This is a genomic window from Xylanibacter ruminicola, assembly GCF_900142525.1.
Classification (GTDB): domain Bacteria; phylum Bacteroidota; class Bacteroidia; order Bacteroidales; family Bacteroidaceae; genus Prevotella; species Prevotella ruminicola_A.
This window is the reverse complement of record NZ_FRBD01000003.1, coordinates 66728-88307: the sequence shown is the minus strand read 5'-3', so window position 1 is coordinate 88307 and position 21580 is coordinate 66728. Positions and strand designations below refer to the sequence as shown.

Below are 21580 nucleotides of genomic sequence, written 5' to 3'. Positions count from 1 at the left end.
TGGCGAAATATGTACAACATGAATAAGAGTGAAATACTGGCCAGGATTAAGAAGAAAGTATACTATGCAGAACTGCCTTCAAAGATGGACGTGAGCATCCTAAATGACAATCTATATATCATCATCGATGCAGATGGAGTTCTACAGAACATGCAAAACGATGCATCTGCTTTTGAGGGGTGGGTGTTCTGTATCAAGTCGTTCTTCCCAGACATTGCTCATGTTGTCATTGACTGGGAGAACCCAGATTTCTCATTGGAAGAGAAGATCCTTGCTAATCAAAAGAAACATTTCAATCGGTTTTTATTGCGCGTCGTCTGGTTTGTAGAGAATTATACTTGGGCGACAGTTGCTGAAAGCAAAAAAGAGGTCATTGAAATGTTCACTCGAAGCTTCAGCCTGCTCACCCTGAACTTCCCCCTTCAAAACAGCAAGAACAAAAGTGAGAAAGATGAGAAGGACCGAAAGATGAAGTATGAAGCCATGCTCGAAACGGCGGTTTACCAATATCTCTCGACTTTAGGCAATGCCAATCATCAGTTACCTATGGGGTTGTTTGATGGAGCTGTAAGTAAAGCTACTGCCATCACCCCAGGTGGTGCAAGTCAGGCCGACCTTTGGAGGATTGACAATGACATGTTCTGTGTGTATGAGCTCAAAGACTGCATTAACTCAGACAACACCCACGTTGGCATTATCACCGAACTAATGTTCTATGCCAATGTCCTACACCGCCTTCTCATCACAAACGAGATAAAATATCCACACGAAGCAGATAAGTTCCGCACAGATAAGAGAGAAAAAGCATCTAGAGGTCTTGAACTTATTCTCGATGCCATCCATGAACACTCTATCTCGCATATCAAAGCTGTGCTGCTGACAGACAGACTGCATCCGCTCATCGAATATGCAAAGGAACAGCTTTTGGGAGAAATGAGCATTGGGATGGCTGCCATCAAGTTTGAACATTCAACCGTGTTGCAACTTATGCCAGCAGAATTGATACCAGCACCTACATACAAAGAACTGCAGGGAGCGCAACAAATCAGAGTGCTTCAGACATTGCCGCAGTTTAATGGAGTAAAAGGTGGTGGAACATGGAAAGCTGGTCTGCAGAACATCCAGTTACCTTACATTATCGAGGATGGACAAGAGGCGACGAACATTTATCCTTCCATCCGCGAAGCTGCTATAGAGTATTTCCGGAAGAATGGCATTGGATGGTGGAAAAGTCATGATGCAATCAATATACCTACAGGGCACATGCTTTCATCTCAGATAAGCTGTGTAAATCATCTGTTTCCATTCATGAAGGGAGAAGAATCTTCAGCACTACTGTTAATTCTCAATTCTATCCAGCACAAATACCATTTCACCAGTATTCTTCCCAATCCATTAGACAAAAACGATAGTAATGGAAATGTATGCTTTGAATTTGTGTGGAAGAATCGTTCATTGCTTGGTGAAAGGACAGAGAAGCGAGGAGCCATGTGTACCTCCATTGATGCCGTCATTTATGCAGAAACGTCTGACAGTAAACGAATACTCATCCCTATCGAATGGAAATATGTAGAGACATACGAACATAAACGTGCTCCACAGGTTTCTATAGACCGTTATCCATCACGTATCCATACTTATTCCAATATCAAAGAATGGAATGAAACATATGAGTATGATCCTCTCTATGAACTGGTGCGTCAAACTCTGTTGGTAGAGAATATTATTTGGAGCAATGATACGGTTTTTCCTGTTGATAATTACCTGCACATCAATGTTATTCCCAATGGCAATAAAGAATTACTTAAAGATATCAGCACCTATGCTCAGGGACTTAAAGATGTCAGCAAATTCATTGTCGTTGACCCTAAGGAACTGATGTCCCCCATCAAGGCCACACATTCAGACTTATATAACTATCTTGATGAACGGTATTGGCAATAAAAGTAAGAAGATAAAATTATGGCATATACATACAAATATCCAAGACCAGCTGTAACGGCTGACTGTATCGTGATAACAAGGGAGGCAGAACCAAAGGTACTACTGATTCAGAGGGGCAGTATGCCTTTCAAGGGAGGCTGGGCTTTCCCCGGTGGCTTCATGAACATGGACGAGACAACTGAGCAGTGCGCCATCAGGGAGCTGGAGGAAGAAACAGGGCTTCGACTGTCGAAGATTCAGCAGTTAGGAGCCTATTCGAAGGTTGACCGTGACCCACGAGGGAGGACTGTCACCGTTGCTTACCTCGCTATCGTCGATGAACCTATCGCCGTCACTGGCCAGGATGATGCTGCCAAAGCAGAATGGTGGCCACTGTCTGATTTACCACATCTAGCATTCGACCACTATGACATCATGCAGGATGCGATAAAGGTCTATAACGACATGATGAAATGAAAGCTTTTGATGGAATAAAAACCAAGAGAATATGGATAGAAGTGATATAGAAGAAATGGCTAAAGACCTGATCCCGTTAGCAGAGTCAACAAATGCCGGTGAAGCCGTCATGACTACAGATTATGACGATAAATGGGAGTTTTTCATGGGATTCAGGAAGAAAAAGAAATATAGAACGTGACCTCAATCCCGAGGTTGTGTATGTTTGGCGACTATTTGAATTTCGAGTCGTGAGACTCTGCCTTAAGGCGTGAATGCATTGCTATATCCTCTGGACGAATTATTCCAATGGATTCCTGCAAGGCTTTTGGCGCGTTTCAATAGCAAATGCTTAGGAAGCGGTAGACCGAGAGGCCAGCCGCTTCTTTTAGTTTAACCTATTCTATCCCATGTTCAACTCTGATAAAAGAGTTTGAAAAACAGCCCGAACATTGCACTTAAATTTTGTATTTTGCCTTAAGTGCAAAGAACTATCTTCCATATAGGCTCTTTTGTTCACCTCCAGCATCATAGATTGGTAGGAAAAAGGGCAATCAGGAGTTTCGGAATTGCTATATGGTTCATTGATTCCCACCTTATAGCCATTGTCCTCAAAGAGGTTGACGGCTAATTCAAGAGTATCCTTATGGGGGGTTGACCAATCTTCATTGAAGCCTATGCAGATATCCACGTCGCTCATTTCACTGGGAAAAGAGTGACAGTCAAGAAGAAGAGCACCTTCGCAGAGATTTTCCCGAAGTCGTTGCTGATGCCAATGCCATAAGCCAAGCAATTGCGCTTCGTTCTCTTCAGGCACAGTACGTGTGTAACCATCGAACTGCTTGTAGACAATACCCTGTCCATGCTGCTCCAAGGGGTCATCCCAAAGCCTTTCTGCATCAACAATGAATCGTGAGTATGGGAATCGCACGGTTCTTATTTTCTCACTCCGATATCCATGAAACAGGAAATCAGTGTGCCAATCAGTCCACTTAAGGACAATGTCATTGATGAAGCGCTCATCAATGTTCCAGAAACTCAGTTGGTTGTCGTACAGGCCTTCAATAGAGGCATGCGGCTCATTAAGTACAATTCTCTTGTATTGCATGTCGTTATCATTTTAGTTAATACTCACTTAACTCGCATCTTCTTACCACCGTGGCATAACGTAAGCTCGGTTGGTGTGCATTGAAGCACTCTTGATGCTTATCCGGGTGCAAAAGTAACAATAAAAACCGAAATAAACAAAATAAATCATACTTTTTTCTTGCTACGAAAAAAGGCTTCATCTGCCAATTGTACCTTTGCACCCAGAATGATGAAACAAGGCTCGTTAGCTCAGTTGGATTAGAGTACGACGCTACGAACGTCGGGGTCGGGAGTTCGAATCTCTCACGAGTCACCAACATTGCTCTATGGTGTAACGGTTAGCACGTCAGATTCTGGATCTGAAGGTGGTGGTTCGAATCCATCTGGGGCAACGACAAAGGGAACTTTGGCAGACTTGGTGTATGCGGAGGACTGAAAATCCTCAGAACGTGGTTCGACTCCACGAGGTTCCACAGATAATGCCCTATGGTATAACGGTAGCACAACAGGTTTTGGCTCTGTTGGTGAAGGTTCGACTCCTTCTGGGGCGACTATATGGAGTTTGTGGCCGAGAGGCTTAGGCGCAAGTTTGTGGCACTTGTCTACGCAGGTTCGAATCCTGTCAAACTCCCTCTTCTGGATGTGGTGTTTAATGGTAGCATTCGTGGTTTGGGACCATGCGGAGTGAGTTCGAATCTCGCTATCCAGACAAAAAAGGCTCCTTCTTTGGCATAATGACCTTAGAAGGAGTCTCTTTTATACGAAGTTCAGAATGGCAGTAAGCCTGTTCTCAACTTTCTTCAGAACTTTCCGAGTCCTGGCATTGTCAGTGTTCTCCTTGTTTGCAAGAAGAGTGATGGCCTCCTTTATCAGTTTACAGTCATCAGCTGACAAAGGCATCTCCGTGATGGAATAGCTGGGGTCTGCATATCTGTAGTAGATCCTGTCGTACACCTCTATAGGCGCATTGTAGCCCAACTTGTCAGACCTCATGATCTGTATATCCATCTGTACAGTCCTGGTGCATACACCCTTGGTGATACCCTCCATGTCGTACAGTGCCTCGCAGCAAGCGTCCACGAGGTCGTCGAGCGTCCATCTTCTGTATCTGTTTCTCAAACAGTTGTCTATAGTCTTGTACCTTATCAAGGCATTCTTATTTGCAGGCATAGTTTTTTCTTCATTAGGTGATAAAACAAAAATAGTTGGAATCTCCCTCGGTAAGGATGTCCCAACTATCACTCTATTTCAATTCTCTCTGACGGCAGACTATGATGCCCGGAAGACAAAACTATGTTCTTGATGACGTGGTAATCCTATACCGTCTGTGCATGGTGTACCGAATGGATGCTGCACATAAAATGTCGGTTCGAAGCGTCGCTGGCCCCGAACAAAAGCTTGTGTTGTTATGTTTGCTATCGCGTTCATACCGTATAGGATTCTAAAAATCGGCTGCAAAGATACGAAATAAGAACGAAATCTTTTTGCGTAGCTGCAAAAAAGTTTTGAAATTAACATTTCCTACCGGGAAAATGGAAGAGTTGACTATAGAAGCAAAGATGAATGTAGTATGAATATAAATACTGCATTAGGTTAATGTGTCATAAAAAAGAAATACGGGAAGTATAACGAGCCGAAATAATCCTTATGTTTGCGGTAACTTAACATCAGAGGAGGAGCTGCTTATGTTAACAGAAAAGGAAGTCAGGGACGACAAAAACAAGATCGACAACAAGCAAGTCGAATCAAGTGCACAGAAACCGATGCCATCTATTTGGTACAACTAAATTCAGTACCAGAACGAAAATGAGATTGCCTTCGACATAGCGCGAGGGCAATCTCATTTTTAGTAACGTTGTATTTCTAATTCTCCTCTTCGAAGAACGAGCCTGTGGGCATTGGCGTCGCCTCGGCGACACAGCAGTTGTAGCGTTCGCGACTGCGGCGTTCGCGAGCGAACATGGCCTTGGTGCCAGCCATATCCTGATGGAACTCCAGATGCTCGTCGATGGCGAAGGAATGGGCCATGGTCTCAACGTCGAGGTTGTCGGTGCCGATGAGCGTAAAGGTCCAGTTCTGCTTCTTCAGCTTCTCAATCATCGTGCGAATCATCTTCAGCGTCCATTCCTCGCTGCTGTTCTCCTCGCCGTCGGTGATGATGGTCACCAGCACATGGTCGCCGTCCTCTATCTGGGCATTGGTCTTGGAGATTCCCTTGCCGATAGCATCGTAGAGCGGCGTGCCGCCACCGGGACAGTAGGCTTTCCAGTCCAAGTCCTTGGTCTGGGCAGCGGGCAAGTTGTCGTAGTGCCAGGTGGTGTGGCCACTGTCGAAGGTGAGCAGGGTGACGAACTGTTCCTGGTCTTGGAACTTCTCCTGCATCTTGCGGACAGTCTGCAGGGTTTCGTTCATGCCTACAAAGGCTTGCTTGCGGATAACTTCCATGGAACCGCTCTCATCGACAATAATCAGGTTGTGGACACGCTTTGTTTCTTTCTTGTTCTGCTGCTTGGGCATGGGATCATTCTTTTTCATAATTGTAACTTTTTAATTGGTGAAACTTCATTTTAAGACGTCTTTTATCTCTTTGAAGATGTTTTTCGGAAAAAATTAAGTAAGAATGAGATTTTTTTCGTAATTTCGCCAAAAATTATCGAGTTATGTACTATCAGCGACTGTCAGACGAAGAGATTCTGAGCGGTTTCCGCGAGGGCGATGCCTACATTATCCGTGAGTATTTCTACGGGTACTGTCAGGTGGGCTATAACATCTTCGACCAGCGGTATCAGTTGCGTGAGAAGGAGAACCTGGACTTTATGTCGCTGGCTCACCAGTATGCGCTGTACCTGATGGAGCACGACTGGAAGCCGCTGGAGGATCATTCGCCGAATGTGAGTCTGAAGACGTGGCTCATCAACGGGTTCCGCTATGTGGTGCTCGATGCACTGAAATGGTACCGCAAGGAGTACGGCAGCATCACATTCGAGGACTACCTGATGTCGTTCGACGTGACCAGCGACCTGCGGTTGCAGTTCAACAAGATGGTGGAGGATGTGTGCGACCATGCTCCCCTGGACCGTCAGGAACGGCTGATTATCGACATGCTGCTGTTGCAGGGCTTCAAGTCAAAGGAGATAGCGGCACAGATGGGGATGACCCCATCGGCCATCTCGCAGAAGTACAAGAAACTGAAGGAGCAAATCATAGTTCCGTACTTCAAGAAGAACTTTGATATGGATTTGGAAACGCCTGAGATTATGGACGATATGGCAATTCTGCACAGAGAAGCTACAATGGGCGGGGCCAAGATGTCGATACCACCTATGTCGGGTTCGATGGCAGATATGGCTACGCCAATGGCATGCGAGGATATGGACTTTATCAGCGAGGAAGTTATGGAACAGAAAAGGACTACACCAGAGTTTATCACGGAGCTGGAGCCAAACGAAATTTTTGTGTTCGGAAGCAATCTGAAAGGTATGCACGGCGGTGGTGCGGCGTATATCGCCTACCGCAAGTTTGGGGCTATCATGGGTCAGGGCGTGGGTCTGCAAGGACAGAGCTACGGCATTCCGACGATGCAGGGCGGCATAGAGACCATCCGCCCGTATGTGGACGAGTTCATTCAGTTCGCCAAGGAGCACCCTACCCTCACCTTCCTCGTCACCCGCATCGGCTGCGGCATTGCCGGATTCACGGATGATGAAATCTCTCCGCTGTTCGAGAAGGCTCACTACGTAGAGAACATCGTGCTGCCACCAGGTTGGTGATGTAGATTATAAAGAATAATAAGAGAACTAAAAAATGGATACATACAAACACATAGACTTGACCGAGTATGTTCAAACTGGCGAGGGCGGCAACGGGAAGACTTATGTTACATCCGCTGATTCGGACGAAATCCTCAAGGTGAATAACGCCCGCTTGAGCACATGGGAAGTCGTGAAGCACGAATACGATGTTTCCAAGGCTGTTGCCAGTCTCGGAATTCCTGTACCCGCGATGTATCGCATCGTACAGGTAGGAGATGCATACGGCACCATCTCGCAGCGCATCAAGGGCAAGAAATCCCTCTCACGCATCTGCCACGACGAACCCGAGCGCACCGAAGAGATGGCCCGGCTCTTGTGCCACAAAGGGAAGGAACTATTCGCTAAGCCTTGCGACACCGAATTCTTCCCCAGCAGGAAGGCACAGGCACTACTGGCCGTTGAGAGGGCCACTTTTGTAAGTAGGAGGAACAGAGAGAAGATGCGAGCCTTTATTGAAACCATCCCTGAGAATACTCACTGCGTGCATGGTGATTTCCAGACAGGCAACCTCATCCAGGCTGGAGCGGATTACTATTGGATTGATCTGGATCGCTTTGGGTATGGCGACCCTATGTTCGACATCGGCCACCTTTTCCTTATCTGCCACATCTATGCTCCCATGAAGCGTGTGCAGGATATATTCCACATGACCCAGGAACAGTTTCACCGCTTCTGGGATGCCTTTGCCAAGGAATACACCGGACAAGACGACCACGCTGCCTTCGATGCCCAGGCCGGACGCTTCGCCGCCCTCGACGTCATTCTCCGCAACGTCTTCCAGAAGTCAAACTTTATCGAGAAGATTTTCTTCGGCTTCTATGTACATAAACTGATGAAACAATATTATTCGTAATAACTATGGCTCGACAATGAACTTATGTTCGATGAAATACTCAATGTGAAATGAAACAGAAAAAACTTTGGATGCTGGCCGCCATCTTTGTAGTCACTTGCGGTCTTGTGATAATGCCGTCATGTAGCAATAGTGATAATGCCGTCAAACCTGATACTTCGGCTTTGGACAACTGGCAGGCAGGACGGACGGTGACTGCCGAAGCAGTGAAAGCTTTCGGTGGAATAGATAAATGTTTTGCTGCCGAACCCATCCCTGATGGTGTGTGGGCACGCATGCAGGGCAAGACCTACAAAGAGAACCCCTACATTGGGCGTGACGACCTGCGACATATACGCGCCCTACACTGGGACTACGACAATCAGATGCATGTGGGCGAAATGATAGTCAACGTGCAGATTGCCGATCGTGTGGCCGCCATCCTGCGCCAACTGTTCGATGCGAAGTATCCCATCCAGCGGATGCTCCTACCCGACGTGTATGATGCCGACGACGAAACACAGATGCGTGACAACAACTCGTCGTGCTTCTGTTATCGTGCCATCGCTGGTACAACCAAGCTCTCGAAGCATGCCCGTGGCCTGGCCGTTGATATCAACACACTCTATAACCCCTATTACAAGGATCGTACCGATGGCACCCGCTTCATTCAGCCCGCCACTGCCGAGGCCTACTGCGACCGCTCATGGGACTTCCCCTATAAGATCACCCACGACGACCTCTGCTTCCGTCTCTTCACTGATGCCGGCTTCGAGTGGGGCGGTGACTGGACATCGTGCAAGGACTTCCAGCATTTTGAGTTGATAGAGGAATAATATGAACAGTTAAAACAATGACTGTTGATTTCAACATACTGAAACGAAATGAACTGAGGGCTGCTGTCCGACTGGTGGGCAGGGCTTTCGAGGACTATGAGTACTTTACGAACTACTTCCCCGACTTGGAAGAGCGGAGAAAGGTACTCGGAGGCGTTGTCCATCGGGAGTATCTGACAAACTTCAAAAGGACGCACTATCTGGTGGTTAAGATGAATGGTGAACTGGTGGCTGTGGCTCAAATCAATGCGCCGGATTACAAAAAGCCGTCAGACTTTCAGTATCTGATACATGGCTGGCCTTTGGTATATCGTGGAGTCAACAGACAGCGGCTGGATGACTGGCTGGCAATGGATGCAGCAGCAGGCAAGCCTTGCCACGAATATCAGGCTACGGGAACAGAAATCTGGTATCTCAGTTCAATCACGGTTGATCCGTCAGCACATGGCATCGGCATCGGAAAGCAGTTCATTGCCTACATTGAGGATTACATCCGGACACAAGGTGGCAGGGAACTTGTGCTCTTCACGAACTCAGATAAAAACATCGCTTTTTATAAAAGATGCGGTTATGAGGTGTTCGATGAGCGGGAGTTTACTTATAACGGGAAGACGATGCGAAGTTGGAGCGTGAAAAAGATGCTGCTGGCTAACTAGAATTGAGATTGCCTTCGCGCCATGTCGAAGGCAATCTCAATTCTATATCTCCTCAAGCTTCACGTAATAGCGGAGGACGGGGCAGATCTGATTGACAAACGACTTGTAGAATGCCATCCAGTCACGGCGCTTTGCCTGATTCTTCATATTGATATGCTCATTATAGATGGCGCATCCCATCTTGTGCTCAACGAGTTGGGATGTGAAATCTATTCTCTTGTCGCAGGCCTTGAAATATTCAAAGAGCTGTACCGACTTCAGGTACAACAGCACTTTGTGGGTGTAGATGACAAGCCGGGGGGCATGAATACGCTCCAGTTTCGTGATATAGCCATAGGATTGAGCGATGGCATTACCCATTCCGAGCCATTGCACAGGGCGGTATTTCTTAAACTCCGGGGTGATGTGCATGACTTCATCGGTATAAATACGAATCAGACTTGTTCGGATGTCCACCACCAGATAGTTGAGCAAATCGGCCATAGACAGCGTAGAGTCAGCATCCATGGTGTTTCTTGTCATGGCTTCAAACTGTTCTCTCCCCTCTTCCGTAGGCATCAGGAAATGATGGAAGTCGAAGTGCTCTCCTCCAAGATGGTTGTCCAGCAGTAGTAATGAACTCAGGACTTCATAGAACTTGTCGCCAGAGTCGAGGTCGTAGTCGATTTCATAACTCCGTTCGCCTGTCTTGCGGAAGGGCATCAGTGGTGCATCGGGATTAACGACGAGCTGCGTTGAAATGGTGACATTGTACTTAGATTCCATCTGACCAATGAGGTCATCGAGTTCATCGATGGACTTGTTCTGGCTGATGGCATAGGAAACGCCATAATACGCCTGATTGTACAAATCCCTATCGGACTGGGGCTGCTCGGCTTTGAGTTCAAATACCTGACGGTATAGCCATTCGTAGGCTTCATCGTATCGTCCGAGATTGTAATAGATGGAGGCGATATACAGATAGGGGTCACCATGATCTTTATCGCATTGCAGGGCTGTTTTGAACTCCTCAATAGCACTATCGTATTCGCAACGCTCCAGATACAAGCGTCCCATATCCTTGTGGGCCTCGTAGCTCTCAGGGGTAAGTTCGAGTCGTCGGAGATAGTAGCCTTCGGCGGTATTGAGGTCTTTCTTATAGAACGCCATGTCGCCCATGATGCCGAAAGCCTCACTGTTGCTGCTGTCGAACTGTAGGACAGAGATCAGATGGTCGGTGGCAGTATCATAGTCCTTCTGCTTAACAGCGTCACGTGCCAGCTGAAGGTAGTTCTCCATTGTTTCTTTCTTAATCTCGGGCATACTTATACGATGGGGCGTTTAGAACGGTAATAGTCATCAGGATATTCATCCCGCATACGCTGTATCTCGCTGTTAACATCATCCTCCAGCGTCTTGACAGCCTGATGCCAGTCATCGGGTATGCACCTGTCAGCTTCAGTCTCAGACTCATCATAGGACCTGGCAGCCAGGCAACGAACCTTCAGACGTTGATTGTTGAAGAACCAAGAGAGACCTTTGACATCATTTGCAAGCTGATAGACCATGCTTGAATACGGGCCTTTTGTCTCGTTCTCCTTCACCTCTGTACCATCATACAACTTGCCGTCTTTTCCGACATGGCAGTACCTGTGAGGAATGTAATACCCTTTCCACTCAGAATATACGCGAAAGGTATCCGGATTCTTCATTCTGTCTATTTCAAGCGTAATTGTCTCAGGGAGTTCTTCCTGCGGGTTATCTTCCTGACGATTGGAAACGGTGATGCCATGACGTTCAACATCGATGAGAATGTCAGAATAGTCACCGCTACGTTCATCTACGTTAAGGTCGAGAACCTCGCTGAGCTTAATCAGGGGTATAGTATCACCTTTCTTGCCGATAGTCAGTGCAGCAATGCCATCTTTCAGGCAATCGTCTTCACGGACAGCCCAGTCATCATCAACGATGGGATAGGTCATAAACCTGTCGCAGTAGTATTTCTTCTTGTCCTCTTCGGTGGCTTCTGCTATCAGCACTCCTTTGAGGTCATAGAAAAAGCAGCCAAGGCGAATCACCTTCTGCTCGTGGTCAAGTTCTACCCGTACCTTCTTGCTTTCGTCTTCCGTCATGAGTGGTCATCAGAATTTCACAGTGTATTCGTCCTTGATATCGGGGTTCTCAACCTCGTATGTCAGCTCATGATGGAGAGTCTTCTTTGTATCGTTTTCGGGCATTTCTACAGATACCCTGGCATATTCTTGTTTCATATATCTTGTATCTTACTATTGACTATTACTATCTAATCGGACTGCAAAGATAGTGATTATTTAGCGGAAAAATGCGTGATTTAACTAATTTAGCATAAAAACTATCTTTCTCTTGATGGCGGGTGCATCGTAATTGAGGCATTTTTCGTACCTTTGCCCTCGTTTAAAAATATAAGATGGTATGAATAATAAGAAACAAGATCCATACGAGGTACAATTGGCAGATTTGGCCAATGAGATTGGTGGTAATATGGCCGTCGAATACTATAATGTGTCATTCACGATCAGCAAGGAGCAACTTCAGGATATGAAGGAAAAAGGTCTCAGAACCGATGTGATGTCATGTATTATGGCAGCACTGATCATGAACGGAAAGAATGAAACCGAAATCAAAGATTTCCTAGAAGAAGCCAATAATGCCGGTGCCGCTCCAAGCGTGAGCTTCGAGGCTCCAGACGATGGAGCACTCAATATCACGTCGCCTGAAGAGAACCCAGAATTAGACAGACTCGTCAAAGCTATGGGGATTTAGTAGATGAAGGTCATCCATATTGATATGGACCAGTTCTTTGCCGCTGTGGAGCAGCGAGACAATCCGGAACTGAAGGGCAAGCCGATAGCGGTTGGACACGATGCCGAACGTGGTGTGGTGGCAACAGCCAGCTACGAGGCCCGACGGTTCGGAGTGCATTCGGCACAGTCCATTCAGGTGGCCAAACGTCTTTGTCCGCAACTGATTATCGTAGAGCCGCACTTCCAACGGTATAAGGAGGTGTCGGCTCAGTTGCACGGCATCTTCCATGACTATACCGATTTGATTGAGCCTATCTCGCTTGATGAAGCTTTCCTCGATGTCACAGAGAATAAGAAAGGTATCGAACTGGGCGTTGACATAGCCCGTGAAATCAAGCAGCGCATCCGTGAGACGACAGGACTGACGGCATCGGCAGGCGTGAGCTACTGCAAGTTCCTGGCGAAGATTGCCTCCGACTGGCGTAAACCCGACGGGCTGACGGTGATTCATCCTGACAGGGCATTAGACTTCATCGCACAACTGAAGATAGAGAAGATTTGGGGTGTTGGCCAAAAGACTGCCGAAAAGATGCACCGCATGGGTATCTTCACGGGTCTTGACCTAAGAAACATGTCGCTGAGCCGACTGACGCAGGAGTTCGGCAAGATGGGACAGGTGTTCTATGATTTCTCACGAGGCATCGATAACCGGCCTGTGATTTCTGAATGGGAGCGGAAGAGTGTCAGCTGTGAACAGACCTTTGAGTCGGACATCAGCGAAAATGCCGCCGTCACCATCCACCTGTATCATACGGTACTTGAGCTCGTCAGGCGCATCGAGAAGAACGACTTCGAAGGCCGCACCCTAACACTGAAGGTGAAGTTCCTGGACTTTCAGCAAATAACCCGCAGCATCACTGTAGATCACATTCTCCGCACCAAAGACGAGATCCTTCCATTGGCCAAACAGCTTATGCAGCAAGTGGAGTTCCACTCCCACCCCATCCGTCTGTTAGGGTTGGGCGTTTCCAATCAAAAGAGTGTCACACCACAAGAAGATAATCAATGGATTGAGCTGGAATTGGAATTTGAGCCGTGGCCAGACGTATAACAAAAGAAGAGATGGCGATTCAAGTAACGTACAGACGGACAAGTCGGTTGTCGATGCGCATCGTGAAGAATGGCGACGTGCATGTGTCGGCACCTATCGGAATGCCTCGCGAGAAAGTGATCACATTCATCGAGGAGCATAAAGACTGGATCAACGAGGCGAGAAAGAAGACCTACGAGCGTCAGAAGCAACGGGCAGAGTTCTTCAACAAGCTGCCACTGACCACTCGCGCCCAAGCAGACGAAGCATTGAAACGGTTGAAGGCACTGGTGGATCCGATGATGGAAAAGCATGCCAAGGAGATGGGAGTTAAACCAAGCATCGTTTATTATAAGCCCACTATCTCGCGCTGGGGCCAGTGCAACGTGAAAGACCGAAGCATCTGCATTTCGGCCTACGTCCTACTGTTGCCGAAATGGTGTGTCGAACACGTCGTAGTTCATGAACTATGCCACCTCTTGGAGCCAAGCCACAATGCCCGTTTCCATGCCCTCATGGACAAGTATTTTCCCCGCTGGCGCGAGGCCCGCAAAGAAACACATCGAATCTGTCGAATGAATGATGATGAAGATAAGTAAAAGGAGTAACATCCCGAATTTATACCATAATGGCATTGTTTCATACCTTTTCCTCAAATTGATTTCTATTTCTTTTTTTTCTTACTATCTTTGCATCAAAAAAAGACATGAGAGTACAATATGCTTCAGATCTTCATTTGGAATTTGCCGATAATTGGCGTTTTTTGCGAGAACAGCCTTTAAAGGTATCTGGTGAAATTCTTATTCTTGCTGGTGATATTGGCTATTTAGGAGATCAAAATTACCAGAATCATCCTTTCTGGGACTGGGCATCTGATAATTACCAGCAAGTGCTTGTCGTTCCTGGTAACCATGAGTTTTACAAGTATTACGACTTGTCAACAATGAATGATGGAGATGAAAGCGAAATCCGGGAGAATATACATTTTTATTATAATAAGGTGGTAAGAATAGATGATGTTGATTTTATTCTGTCAACTTTATGGGCTATCATACGAAAAGAGCATGCACCGTACACTCAACAATGTGTGACCGATTTCCATCGTATTATGTATGGTGACAGAGTACTCACATATTTTGATTTCAATCTGGAGCATGATAGATGCTTTCAATTTATCAAGAATGCGGTAGAAGAAAGTACAGCGAAGCATAAGGTTGTTATCACTCATCACGTTCCCTCGTTCCAATTATGCGCTCCAGAGTTTGAAGGAAGTGAGCTGAATGGAGCATTTACCGTAGAACACGATGACTTCATTAAGGATAGTGGAATAGATTACTGGATATATGGCCATTCTCATAGGAATATTGATAAAGTCATCGGTTCTACTCCATGTGTCTGCAATCAACTTGGCTACGTATTTGCCAACGAACACAAGAATTTTGTTCCAGATAAAATAATCACTATATAATTCATACCTTATACTAACCCTTTCAAAAAAGTATAGAATAATTGATGTAATTCAAATAAAAATGATTAACTTTGCAGCCGAAAATATTGTTGAACCCTTTAATCATCAGAGAAAGGGTCACACGAATGAGTATAAAGTAAGTATAAATCCCCACAGAGTTTAGGTGACTGCAACCTTCTGGTTGCGGAGTATTAATCCTGCAGGTACGCGTGTAGGCCTGCGTAGTAATTATATTCATTTATGGGCAATATTAAACCAAAAGAATTAAGCAAATTAGGGTATACTAACAATGTCGCCAGAAGTCTCGCGATAGAGTTGGTAGCCAAGCATTGCAAACATCATACTCAGGAGGAAATCATCCACCTGTTACAAGACATTTCACAGTCTCCTGAGAGATATAAAAAAGACACAATATGGGGGAAACTTGCAGAAGTTCTCTCCCCAACGAAAGTAGAGACAACCACTTATGAACTGCGTGACTCACCTTTACCATACACTATCTATGGCAAAGACCATATTGACCAGCTATCCATCTCACAAATAGAGATGGCGATGAGACTGCCTATTACATTATCCGGGGCCTTGATGCCTGATGGTTGTGCTGGTTATGGCCTTCCTATTGGTGGCGTTCTGGCAACTACGGATGATGTGGTGATTCCTTATGCTGTAGGAAAAGACATCGCCTGTCGTATGAGTCTGACGATTCTCGATGCTGGTGTTGACTTTATAGAAAAGCATCACGACAGGGCTATTGAGGCATTGCAAAACAACACGGCTTTTGGACTTGATGGCATCCTTCCCTTCAAGCAGTATCATCCACTCTTAGACAAGAGCGAATTTCGTGAGATTCCTATTTTGAAGAATCTACGGGAGAAAGCCGTTCGCCAGCTGGGAACCAGCGGCAAGGGGAATCATTTCGTAGATATCTGCGAGATAGGACTTCCACGCAATAATGTTTTCGGGCTTCCAATGGACAGTTATGTTGGTATCCTAAGCCATTCTGGCAGCCGTGGCCTTGGTGCTGCTATCGCCGATTATTATACAGGAGTTGCCAAGGAGACATGCCGTCTTCCACGTCAGGCAGGTCCATTCGCATGGCTCAGCCTGAATAGTGAGGCTGGCGAAGAATATTGGAGGTGTATGCAGATAGCTGGTGAATATTCAACTGCCAATCATGAATGCATCCACTACAATGTGGCAAAAGCCTTAAGACTAAAGGTGTTGGCAAATTTGAGCAATCATCACAACTTTGCATGGCGCAATCATCTTCCTGACGGTAGATCAACCATCATCCATCGAAAGGGTGCGACACCAGCCCATCAGGGTGAGTTGGGTATTATCCCAGGCAGTATGGCCACACCTGGATTTATCGTCTCAGGTAAAGGTTGCGCTGGCTCTCTCTTCTCCGCTTCGCATGGAGCCGGCAGAACCATGTCGCGTCTTGATGCAAGAAACAGCATCAGCCGTCATGCACTGAAGAAGTATCTTGCAGAGCACAACGTGATGCTACTTGGTGGAACAACCGAGGAAGCGCCACAGGCTTATAAGGACATCCATCAGGTGATGGATTCACAACATGATTTAATTAACATTGAAGGGAAGATTATCCCACGTATTGTAAGAATGAGTGAAGAATAATATGGAAAAGGAATATATTCAAATCACATCAGGGCGAGGCCCTGTGGAGTGCTGCCGAGTAGTGGTACTTATCATGAACAAGATTGTAGAGCAGGCAAAGTGTCTGAACTATGCACTAGAAATCGTAGAGCATGAAGATGGTCCCAATGATGGCTGCATGTTTTCTGCGACATTGGCTATAGAGGGTGAAAACATATCTTCGTTAAAAGGCGAATGGGAAGGCTCTGTGCTTTGGGTGGCACAGAAGAACCCCTTCCGTCCCTGGCACCGTCGCAAGAACTGGTTTGTTGGTGTTCATTTCTTCAAGCCTCTCCAATCAGATAAAGTAAATGAACGTGATATCTCATACGAAACCTTGCGCTCTTCAGGCCCAGGAGGACAGAATGTCAACAAAGTGGAAACTGCAGTCAGAGCCATCCATGTACCTTCTGGCACCACTGTGCTGGCATCAGATGAGCGTTCTCAAACGCAGAACAAGAAACTTGCTCGCGAGCGTCTTATCATGAAGCTCTCTGCCATTGAAGAAGAAAAGCAACTGCAGCAGACACATGATGTCTGGATGAACCACAATACTCTTGAACGTGGTAATCCCGTCAAAAAGTTCAAAGGAGATTTATAATAAAGAGAGCGACACTTCATTCTGTTTATCGAGCAACGGAGTTAACCTCCCACTCGACAGATCAATAACATGAAGCTTTGTCGCTCTCCAATATATATATCCTTCAAAGTCCCCACAGTGAGGGACTTACTTTCTAAGTGCGTCATCAAGTGGCTTGCAGATAACGGCTATTGCCAGTTTCCCATATAGCGTATGACTTTTGAATGTGTCCAAATTCAGCACATCGACAAGATCCTTTGTACTCTGCTTCTTCAATAGGTACTTCTTATCAACACAGATTTGCAGTTTGCCGACAGGTAGTTTAACCCCATAACCGGGCCATCCAGTATAGCTTGTCCCAATAACATATGCTGTGCTACCTTCTTCCGGCATGTATAGGAAAGAATCCTGATTGTAGTGTTCAGAGATTTTAAACAGTGTCTGATAGAAATCTGTGGCGTGTTTAAGATTGACCACGAAATATGTATTCTCTTTCAATTCCAAAGAAATAATTCTACCGAAGTCCTCAATGCAGTTGTTTTTGATGCGGGTAATTCCGTAACCACGATAGAGAAGAGATGCAGACAATTCACGATTCCTTTCCTTGTTCTCTTTCCCACCGAGATCCCCATAGCTCGCAGTGATACACGCAATCTCGTAGTCGGCCGCAAAGCTGATGATGCTACTCGTCTCAGATATACTCGTTGTGTCCATAATCCGTTGATATTTAAATATCTGTTTTTCAAATTGTGGTATTTGTTATTATCGTCTGAGTTCTTTATGTTCGACAAAGTTCTCAACAATATATAAGTCAACATTTTGATGATTTGCAGCCACTTTTTTCAATTATGGATTTGACATCTTGCCATCTCAAGCCTCCGTGTCCAGCGCCAATCTTTGGTAAAGCAATTCTTTGGACTTTATCTATTTCGGCTAGTAACATCATTTTTCTCATGGATGTCTCTATGTGTTCCAACTTAGCAAGTTGCCATGGAACACAATAATGCAACTGGGTCGCCAAATTATATACATGCCCCATTCCATAGTCATAATCATAGACATCGCCAGGAAGAAATTTGCCTTTTGCACATTTATCTATATTTCTCAAACATCTCCGGGAACTTCTTCCTAAACTGTACTGCGATGCCGCGTCCCATAGATCCAGCACAGTTGCAACCATGCGCGAAACTATGAACTCCTTCTATGAAGAAAATATCTCCGTTTTCTATATATTTTATCATAGCCTTTAAAATTATCTATCATGTCAATAATCTCCATGAGATTGCTGCATTTAGCTTGATCCATGATAGTAATAATACTATGTCACTGCAATCTCAATGAGAAGATGCTCTTGTACTGATCTTTCTTCCTTCTTTTGTCCAAGTATAGATCCAGGAACCGTTACGACTTATGAAAGTGTCACCACTCACAGATAGTATTTCACCTACAATATCTTTATAGTTTTGAATTACAACTGCAAAGGTAATGTTTTTATCCTGTTCTGGGCACACTTAATCCCAATTATGTATGAATTGTCATTTATGGGTATGAAATACGTTCTCAGTCTTAATAAAAATTAAATTAAATGTATATGAATAAATACGTAATTGGATATTTGCTTTCAATTTCATATATTTGCAAAATAATTATGGAGGTGATGAAGCAAATCATTTTATACTGTAAGAGTGGCATTTCGTACCATTCGATGATAAAATTGAAAGAATTGATAGCTTTACTATTACCTTTGCATCATGAAGAGGATACCGAAACGCTTGAAAGGGAGTAGGAATTGGAAATAATAGATATTAATATGGACGAAGAAAATGAAGTAAGGAATCTAACGATTGATGACCTCATTAACGGGGCGATGGAAGAGAAAAGAAATTACTCCGGGGCAGGTCACGTTTCAGAACAGGATATAATTCTTGACAGATGGGATAATTCAGATGTCAAACAGGTGGGGTATAAGTATCTGAAGGCCCTTCTAGAACAAATACCGGAAGGACTTCGAACAGAAGCTTCGGAGGTCATTAACACGCTTTCGTATTATAATTGTGACATACAAAGCATCACAAGCAATGACGGGCAAATCAGTCTATTGCTTTTAGACGATATTGGCCTATATATCGATCTCTTCCATGAGACTGATGAAGACTTCATCGGTCCACATAGTTATGACTCTACTGCAAATTATATTTATCAAATATTAGACAAATTTGGTCACGGACTATATAAGTTCCAGAACCTTAAGGCGGTGAACGAAGAATGTAAAGCACTTCATAAGGCCTTCCGTTGGAAGGATATTCAGCGAGGTGATATTGCAAAGGGTTATGGCGAAATCCAGGGACATAGATTTTCCAGCTATGTCTTAACACAAATGTTCCGTGGAGAGAGAAATTGGGAAAGCGATTTCACTTATGCGTCGATGTTTTCAAAACTGGAACTCAGCCTGTTACCTTTTCATGTAATCTGCTATGAATCTCTGCCTTGCATAAAAGAAGAAAGAACTGAGTCAGGAACTTATTGTATCGAGACAAACAAGTCAGTCGACGGAGTTAATCTCGATGATTATTCCGAACAGACTGACATCGCTATATTCAGTTTGGTAAATGCCACAGACCCCGCTTCCTCTAATATAACTGGTGAGGAGATTCTTCGCTTCCTTGGTGTATACAGATTGGATAAGGAGAAAAGCAAAAAAGAGAATTACTTTGCCTTCAAACAAATGGACATCAAACTAAGCTATTTATAAATTGGTACTTGTAAGGCTCTCAACTTCATTTAATGTCTTCACTATAAAATTCTAAAATAAACAACTATGTATAAAGATATATTGAATAAGTTATATCCTAAAAGTATTGACAAAAGTGGGGAGCCATACATTAATCAATGTAACTATCAAAAGGAAGGACAACTTTTTTTTGCTGGGAGGACGACTGGTGTAATTCCTAACAAAAGTAAGCCACTGTCATGGGAGACTCCTTTTCGAATAGCATACAATTCCAGTGATAAAGTATATGCATACGCATCGAGCAGATGCGCTGGAATTCAAGATGACGAGACTTCGTGTATTTGTGTCTATGATCCCAAACATGATGATTACACTAAGACAATCCATGATTTAACAAACTACCCAAACCATGGATTTGATATTATGCCTGCTTTTTCGCCAAATAGGAAATTGCTTGCTTTTTTATGCATGAAAGATTACGGCAAGATTGGATCGGATGGGACAATTATGATTTCCACATTCAGTTATGAAAAAAAGAAAGAAAAAGTTTATACTCTAACTATGACAAAGAATCTTTCTTGCAGCAATTTCTTATGGATTAACGACAATACGATTTTGGTTGAATATAATTATAAAGGATACTCAAAAGTTTGTGCGATATCTTTTAATCCTAATAATCCATCAAAACATAATAGAATAACTCATGTTGGGAATCTGAAGTTAACAAGATTTAGTGAAACAGGATATCACTATATTACAAAGAGTTTCTATTTTTCTGAGAACAAAGATTTGAGTTTTCTAAATCCTGGGGGAGTAGAACGTTGTGAATATATCACATCAGATAACATCATCTCTTATTACTGGTTTGCACATCCAAATCCTGAAACAACCAACGGACGAATACTACTTTTATGCCAAGGCGGACCCCATCATGCTTGGGAACCCGAAGTAGAAGTGGGTACATATAATTTACCTTTACTACAACACCTTGGATATACAGTTATCATGCCAATTGTTCGAGGAATGCCTGGAATAAATCATGAGTTTGATAATAAAGTGAGAGGAGATTGGGGGGGACAATGCATTATAGATTATCTATATGCTTTAAATGCCGCCCTTGAGAAATTTAAGATTAAGGGTAAAATTGCATTGATGGGGCATAGTTTCGGAGGATTTTGTTCGTATAGCATGAATGTACAGTATCCTGAAATGTTTTGTTGCTTCGTTTCCGAGTCTGGCCCCTTTAATCTAGAATCATTAAGAAATTATTGTTTTGAAAAAGGCTCCAAAAGTGACTCGATAAGAAATTTAACAATAAAAAGTGAGATGTTTGATGGTTTATTGAATCCGAATGGAGAACAAATTGCAGACAAAATGATAATAGAGCAGTCTCCTCATAACCTGCTTAAGAAGAATAAAGAAAAATGCAAACCAATTCTGATAATTCACGGAAAAGAAGATAAAAGGGTACCAATTGAACAAGCAGAAGAAGCTCAGAAATGTTTCGGCTGTGAACTTCTTGCATTTGACAATGAAGGGCATTGCATCACAAAAAGTGAGAATACTATTACTCGTTACTTGAAGATTTTTAAATTTTTAGATGAACATATGGGATAGGTTTTAATATATACAGCAGTCTCAAAACTGCATATTTCTATTTCATACCTCAGAGGCGTGGTTTCATTCCAC

22 protein-coding genes, 6 tRNA genes, 1 pseudogene and 1 riboswitch are annotated in these 21580 nt (G+C 44.3%); of the genes and pseudogenes, 21 read left to right on the top strand and 8 right to left on the bottom strand.

The window, feature by feature from the left end:
• Positions 1 to 18: 18 nt before the first annotated feature.
• The 3 genes from BUB86_RS02700 to BUB86_RS17470 are packed head-to-tail and all read left to right on the top strand — an operon-like array spanning position 19 to position 2581.
• Positions 19 to 1944: a PGN_0703 family putative restriction endonuclease gene (locus BUB86_RS02700; protein WP_139261325.1), complete on the top strand. Its 1926-nt coding sequence runs from the start codon at positions 19 to 21 to the stop codon at positions 1942 to 1944.
• Between the two features lie 18 nt (positions 1945 to 1962).
• Positions 1963 to 2400: an NUDIX domain-containing protein gene (locus BUB86_RS02695; RefSeq protein WP_073204938.1), complete on the top strand. Its 438-nt coding sequence runs from the start codon at positions 1963 to 1965 to the stop codon at positions 2398 to 2400.
• A gap of 31 nt (positions 2401 to 2431) precedes the next feature.
• Complete coding sequence (locus tag BUB86_RS17470; RefSeq protein ID WP_175549389.1) at positions 2432 to 2581, top strand: hypothetical protein; 150 nt, start codon at positions 2432 to 2434, stop codon at positions 2579 to 2581.
• Positions 2582 to 2782: 201 nt separating this feature from the next.
• Here the strand turns inward: BUB86_RS17470 and BUB86_RS02690 are convergent, their stop codons facing one another.
• Complete coding sequence (locus tag BUB86_RS02690; protein ID WP_073204936.1) at positions 2783 to 3487, bottom strand: N-formylglutamate amidohydrolase; 705 nt, start codon at positions 3485 to 3487, stop codon at positions 2783 to 2785.
• Positions 3486 to 3590, bottom strand: a riboswitch (SAM-I-IV-variant riboswitch). It overlaps the preceding gene by 2 nt.
• Positions 3591 to 3706: 116 nt before the next feature.
• Between BUB86_RS02690 and BUB86_RS02685 the strand changes: the two genes are divergently transcribed.
• From BUB86_RS02685 to BUB86_RS17460, 6 genes are all read left to right on the top strand, one after another.
• Positions 3707 to 3784 (top strand) — tRNA-Arg (locus tag BUB86_RS02685).
• Positions 3785 to 3788: 4 nt separating this feature from the next.
• Positions 3789 to 3860 (top strand) — tRNA-Gln (locus BUB86_RS02680).
• Positions 3861 to 3868: 8 nt separating this feature from the next.
• A tRNA-Phe gene (locus tag BUB86_RS02675) sits at positions 3869 to 3941 on the top strand.
• Positions 3942 to 3948: 7 nt separating this feature from the next.
• Positions 3949 to 4019: transfer RNA gene (locus BUB86_RS02670), tRNA-Gln, on the top strand.
• A 7-nt stretch (positions 4020 to 4026) separates the two neighbouring features.
• Positions 4027 to 4099 (top strand) — tRNA-His (locus BUB86_RS17465).
• Between the two features lie 5 nt (positions 4100 to 4104).
• Positions 4105 to 4177 (top strand) — tRNA-Pro (locus BUB86_RS17460).
• 137 nt (positions 4178 to 4314) lie between these two features.
• Here the strand turns inward: BUB86_RS17460 and BUB86_RS02665 are convergent.
• A pseudogene (locus BUB86_RS02665) lies at positions 4315 to 4638 on the bottom strand (hypothetical protein); the annotation flags it as partial.
• A gap of 693 nt (positions 4639 to 5331) precedes the next feature.
• Entirely contained in the window at positions 5332 to 6003 is a 672-nt protein-coding gene (locus BUB86_RS02660; protein ID WP_254795077.1) for a vWA domain-containing protein, read from the bottom strand.
• An 860-nt stretch (positions 6004 to 6863) separates the two neighbouring features.
• Here BUB86_RS02660 and BUB86_RS02655 point away from each other — a divergent pair.
• Genes BUB86_RS02655 through BUB86_RS02640 form a run of 4 tightly spaced genes read left to right on the top strand, consistent with a single transcriptional unit; the run spans position 6864 to position 9604 of the window.
• Positions 6864 to 7238 carry a hypothetical protein gene (locus BUB86_RS02655; RefSeq protein WP_073205439.1) on the top strand — a complete coding sequence of 125 codons (375 nt, stop codon included), beginning with the start codon at positions 6864 to 6866 and terminating at the stop codon, positions 7236 to 7238.
• Positions 7239 to 7272: 34 nt separating this feature from the next.
• Positions 7273 to 8133, top strand: a complete 861-nt coding sequence (locus tag BUB86_RS02650) for a TIGR02172 family protein (protein ID WP_073204930.1) — start codon at positions 7273 to 7275, stop codon at positions 8131 to 8133.
• Positions 8134 to 8183: 50 nt separating this feature from the next.
• Positions 8184 to 8948, top strand: coding sequence for a M15 family metallopeptidase (locus tag BUB86_RS02645; RefSeq protein WP_073204927.1), 765 nt, complete (start codon positions 8184 to 8186; stop codon positions 8946 to 8948).
• 17 nt (positions 8949 to 8965) lie between these two features.
• Positions 8966 to 9604, top strand: coding sequence for a GNAT family N-acetyltransferase (locus BUB86_RS02640; protein ID WP_073204924.1), 639 nt, complete (start codon positions 8966 to 8968; stop codon positions 9602 to 9604).
• A gap of 42 nt (positions 9605 to 9646) precedes the next feature.
• On the opposite strand, the gene BUB86_RS02635 is transcribed toward BUB86_RS02640, so the two are convergent.
• From BUB86_RS02635 to BUB86_RS18100, 3 genes are read right to left on the bottom strand one after another with little or no spacing between them, the layout of a single operon-like run.
• Positions 9647 to 10906, bottom strand: a complete 1260-nt coding sequence (locus tag BUB86_RS02635) for a tetratricopeptide repeat protein (RefSeq protein WP_073204921.1) — start codon at positions 10904 to 10906, stop codon at positions 9647 to 9649.
• Between the two features lie 2 nt (positions 10907 to 10908).
• On the bottom strand, positions 10909 to 11715 hold the full coding sequence (locus tag BUB86_RS02630; RefSeq protein ID WP_073204918.1) for a hypothetical protein: 807 nt from the start codon (positions 11713 to 11715) through the stop codon (positions 10909 to 10911).
• 9 nt (positions 11716 to 11724) lie between these two features.
• Positions 11725 to 11853 (bottom strand): hypothetical protein, encoded by a 129-nt coding sequence (locus BUB86_RS18100; protein WP_262503369.1) that lies wholly within the window; start codon positions 11851 to 11853, stop codon positions 11725 to 11727.
• Between the two features lie 181 nt (positions 11854 to 12034).
• Here BUB86_RS18100 and BUB86_RS02625 point away from each other — a divergent pair, with 181 nt between their 5' ends.
• From BUB86_RS02625 to prfH, 6 genes are all read left to right on the top strand, one after another.
• Positions 12035 to 12385 carry a hypothetical protein gene (locus tag BUB86_RS02625; RefSeq protein WP_073204916.1) on the top strand — a complete coding sequence of 117 codons (351 nt, stop codon included), beginning with the start codon at positions 12035 to 12037 and terminating at the stop codon, positions 12383 to 12385.
• 3 nt (positions 12386 to 12388) lie between these two features.
• Positions 12389 to 13477: a DNA polymerase IV gene (dinB, locus tag BUB86_RS02620; protein ID WP_073204913.1), complete on the top strand. Its 1089-nt coding sequence runs from the start codon at positions 12389 to 12391 to the stop codon at positions 13475 to 13477.
• Positions 13478 to 13488: 11 nt separating this feature from the next.
• Positions 13489 to 14055 (top strand): M48 family metallopeptidase, encoded by a 567-nt coding sequence (locus BUB86_RS02615; RefSeq protein WP_081373053.1) that lies wholly within the window; start codon positions 13489 to 13491, stop codon positions 14053 to 14055.
• Between the two features lie 107 nt (positions 14056 to 14162).
• Positions 14163 to 14924, top strand: a complete 762-nt coding sequence (locus BUB86_RS02610) for a metallophosphoesterase (RefSeq protein ID WP_073204908.1) — start codon at positions 14163 to 14165, stop codon at positions 14922 to 14924.
• A 240-nt stretch (positions 14925 to 15164) separates the two neighbouring features.
• Entirely contained in the window at positions 15165 to 16562 is a 1398-nt protein-coding gene (locus BUB86_RS02605) for an RtcB family protein (RefSeq protein ID WP_073204904.1), read from the top strand.
• A 1-nt stretch (position 16563) separates the two neighbouring features.
• Entirely contained in the window at positions 16564 to 17181 is a 618-nt protein-coding gene (gene prfH / locus BUB86_RS02600; RefSeq protein ID WP_073204899.1) for a peptide chain release factor H, read from the top strand.
• 126 nt (positions 17182 to 17307) lie between these two features.
• Here the strand turns inward: prfH and BUB86_RS02595 are convergent, their stop codons facing one another.
• On the bottom strand, positions 17308 to 17874 hold the full coding sequence (locus BUB86_RS02595; protein WP_073204897.1) for a hypothetical protein: 567 nt from the start codon (positions 17872 to 17874) through the stop codon (positions 17308 to 17310).
• Between the two features lie 97 nt (positions 17875 to 17971).
• The gene (locus BUB86_RS17905; RefSeq protein WP_254795076.1) at positions 17972 to 18268 is read right to left on the bottom strand and encodes a macro domain-containing protein; all 297 of its coding nucleotides are present in this window, start codon (positions 18266 to 18268) and stop codon (positions 17972 to 17974) included.
• A gap of 702 nt (positions 18269 to 18970) precedes the next feature.
• Between BUB86_RS17905 and BUB86_RS02585 the strand changes: the two genes are divergently transcribed.
• Both BUB86_RS02585 and BUB86_RS02580 read left to right on the top strand, forming a co-directional pair.
• Entirely contained in the window at positions 18971 to 19912 is a 942-nt protein-coding gene (locus tag BUB86_RS02585; RefSeq protein WP_073204894.1) for a hypothetical protein, read from the top strand.
• 66 nt (positions 19913 to 19978) lie between these two features.
• A complete protein-coding gene (locus BUB86_RS02580; protein ID WP_073204891.1) occupies positions 19979 to 21508 on the top strand; it encodes an alpha/beta hydrolase family protein in 1530 nt (509 codons plus the stop codon).
• Positions 21509 to 21580: the final 72 nt, after the last annotated feature.

What these genes read in the sequence shown, in the direction of transcription:
- BUB86_RS02630 (WP_073204918.1), bottom strand. Translation starts at nt 11,715, where the DNA reads ATGACGGAAGACGAAAGCAAGAAGGTACGGGTAGAACTTGACCACGAG.
- BUB86_RS02640 (WP_073204924.1), top strand. Translation starts at nt 8,966, where the DNA reads ATGACTGTTGATTTCAACATACTGAAACGAAATGAACTGAGGGCTGCT.
- dinB (WP_073204913.1), top strand. Translation starts at nt 12,389, where the DNA reads ATGAAGGTCATCCATATTGATATGGACCAGTTCTTTGCCGCTGTGGAG.
- BUB86_RS02660 (WP_254795077.1), bottom strand. Translation starts at nt 6,003, where the DNA reads ATGAAAAAGAATGATCCCATGCCCAAGCAGCAGAACAAGAAAGAAACA.
- BUB86_RS17470 (WP_175549389.1), top strand. Translation starts at nt 2,432, where the DNA reads ATGGATAGAAGTGATATAGAAGAAATGGCTAAAGACCTGATCCCGTTA.
- BUB86_RS02585 (WP_073204894.1), top strand. Translation starts at nt 18,971, where the DNA reads ATGGACGAAGAAAATGAAGTAAGGAATCTAACGATTGATGACCTCATT.
- BUB86_RS02635 (WP_073204921.1), bottom strand. Translation starts at nt 10,906, where the DNA reads ATGCCCGAGATTAAGAAAGAAACAATGGAGAACTACCTTCAGCTGGCA.
- BUB86_RS02690 (WP_073204936.1), bottom strand. Translation starts at nt 3,487, where the DNA reads ATGCAATACAAGAGAATTGTACTTAATGAGCCGCATGCCTCTATTGAA.
- BUB86_RS02695 (WP_073204938.1), top strand. Translation starts at nt 1,963, where the DNA reads ATGGCATATACATACAAATATCCAAGACCAGCTGTAACGGCTGACTGT.
- BUB86_RS02580 (WP_073204891.1), top strand. Translation starts at nt 19,979, where the DNA reads ATGTATAAAGATATATTGAATAAGTTATATCCTAAAAGTATTGACAAA.
- BUB86_RS02610 (WP_073204908.1), top strand. Translation starts at nt 14,163, where the DNA reads ATGAGAGTACAATATGCTTCAGATCTTCATTTGGAATTTGCCGATAAT.
- BUB86_RS02605 (WP_073204904.1), top strand. Translation starts at nt 15,165, where the DNA reads ATGGGCAATATTAAACCAAAAGAATTAAGCAAATTAGGGTATACTAAC.
- BUB86_RS02595 (WP_073204897.1), bottom strand. Translation starts at nt 17,874, where the DNA reads ATGGACACAACGAGTATATCTGAGACGAGTAGCATCATCAGCTTTGCG.
- prfH (WP_073204899.1), top strand. Translation starts at nt 16,564, where the DNA reads ATGGAAAAGGAATATATTCAAATCACATCAGGGCGAGGCCCTGTGGAG.
- BUB86_RS02700 (WP_139261325.1), top strand. Translation starts at nt 19, where the DNA reads ATGAATAAGAGTGAAATACTGGCCAGGATTAAGAAGAAAGTATACTAT.
- BUB86_RS02655 (WP_073205439.1), top strand. Translation starts at nt 6,864, where the DNA reads ATGGAACAGAAAAGGACTACACCAGAGTTTATCACGGAGCTGGAGCCA.
- BUB86_RS02615 (WP_081373053.1), top strand. Translation starts at nt 13,489, where the DNA reads ATGGCGATTCAAGTAACGTACAGACGGACAAGTCGGTTGTCGATGCGC.
- BUB86_RS02625 (WP_073204916.1), top strand. Translation starts at nt 12,035, where the DNA reads ATGAATAATAAGAAACAAGATCCATACGAGGTACAATTGGCAGATTTG.
- BUB86_RS02650 (WP_073204930.1), top strand. Translation starts at nt 7,273, where the DNA reads ATGGATACATACAAACACATAGACTTGACCGAGTATGTTCAAACTGGC.
- BUB86_RS02645 (WP_073204927.1), top strand. Translation starts at nt 8,184, where the DNA reads ATGAAACAGAAAAAACTTTGGATGCTGGCCGCCATCTTTGTAGTCACT.
- BUB86_RS18100 (WP_262503369.1), bottom strand. Translation starts at nt 11,853, where the DNA reads ATGAAACAAGAATATGCCAGGGTATCTGTAGAAATGCCCGAAAACGAT.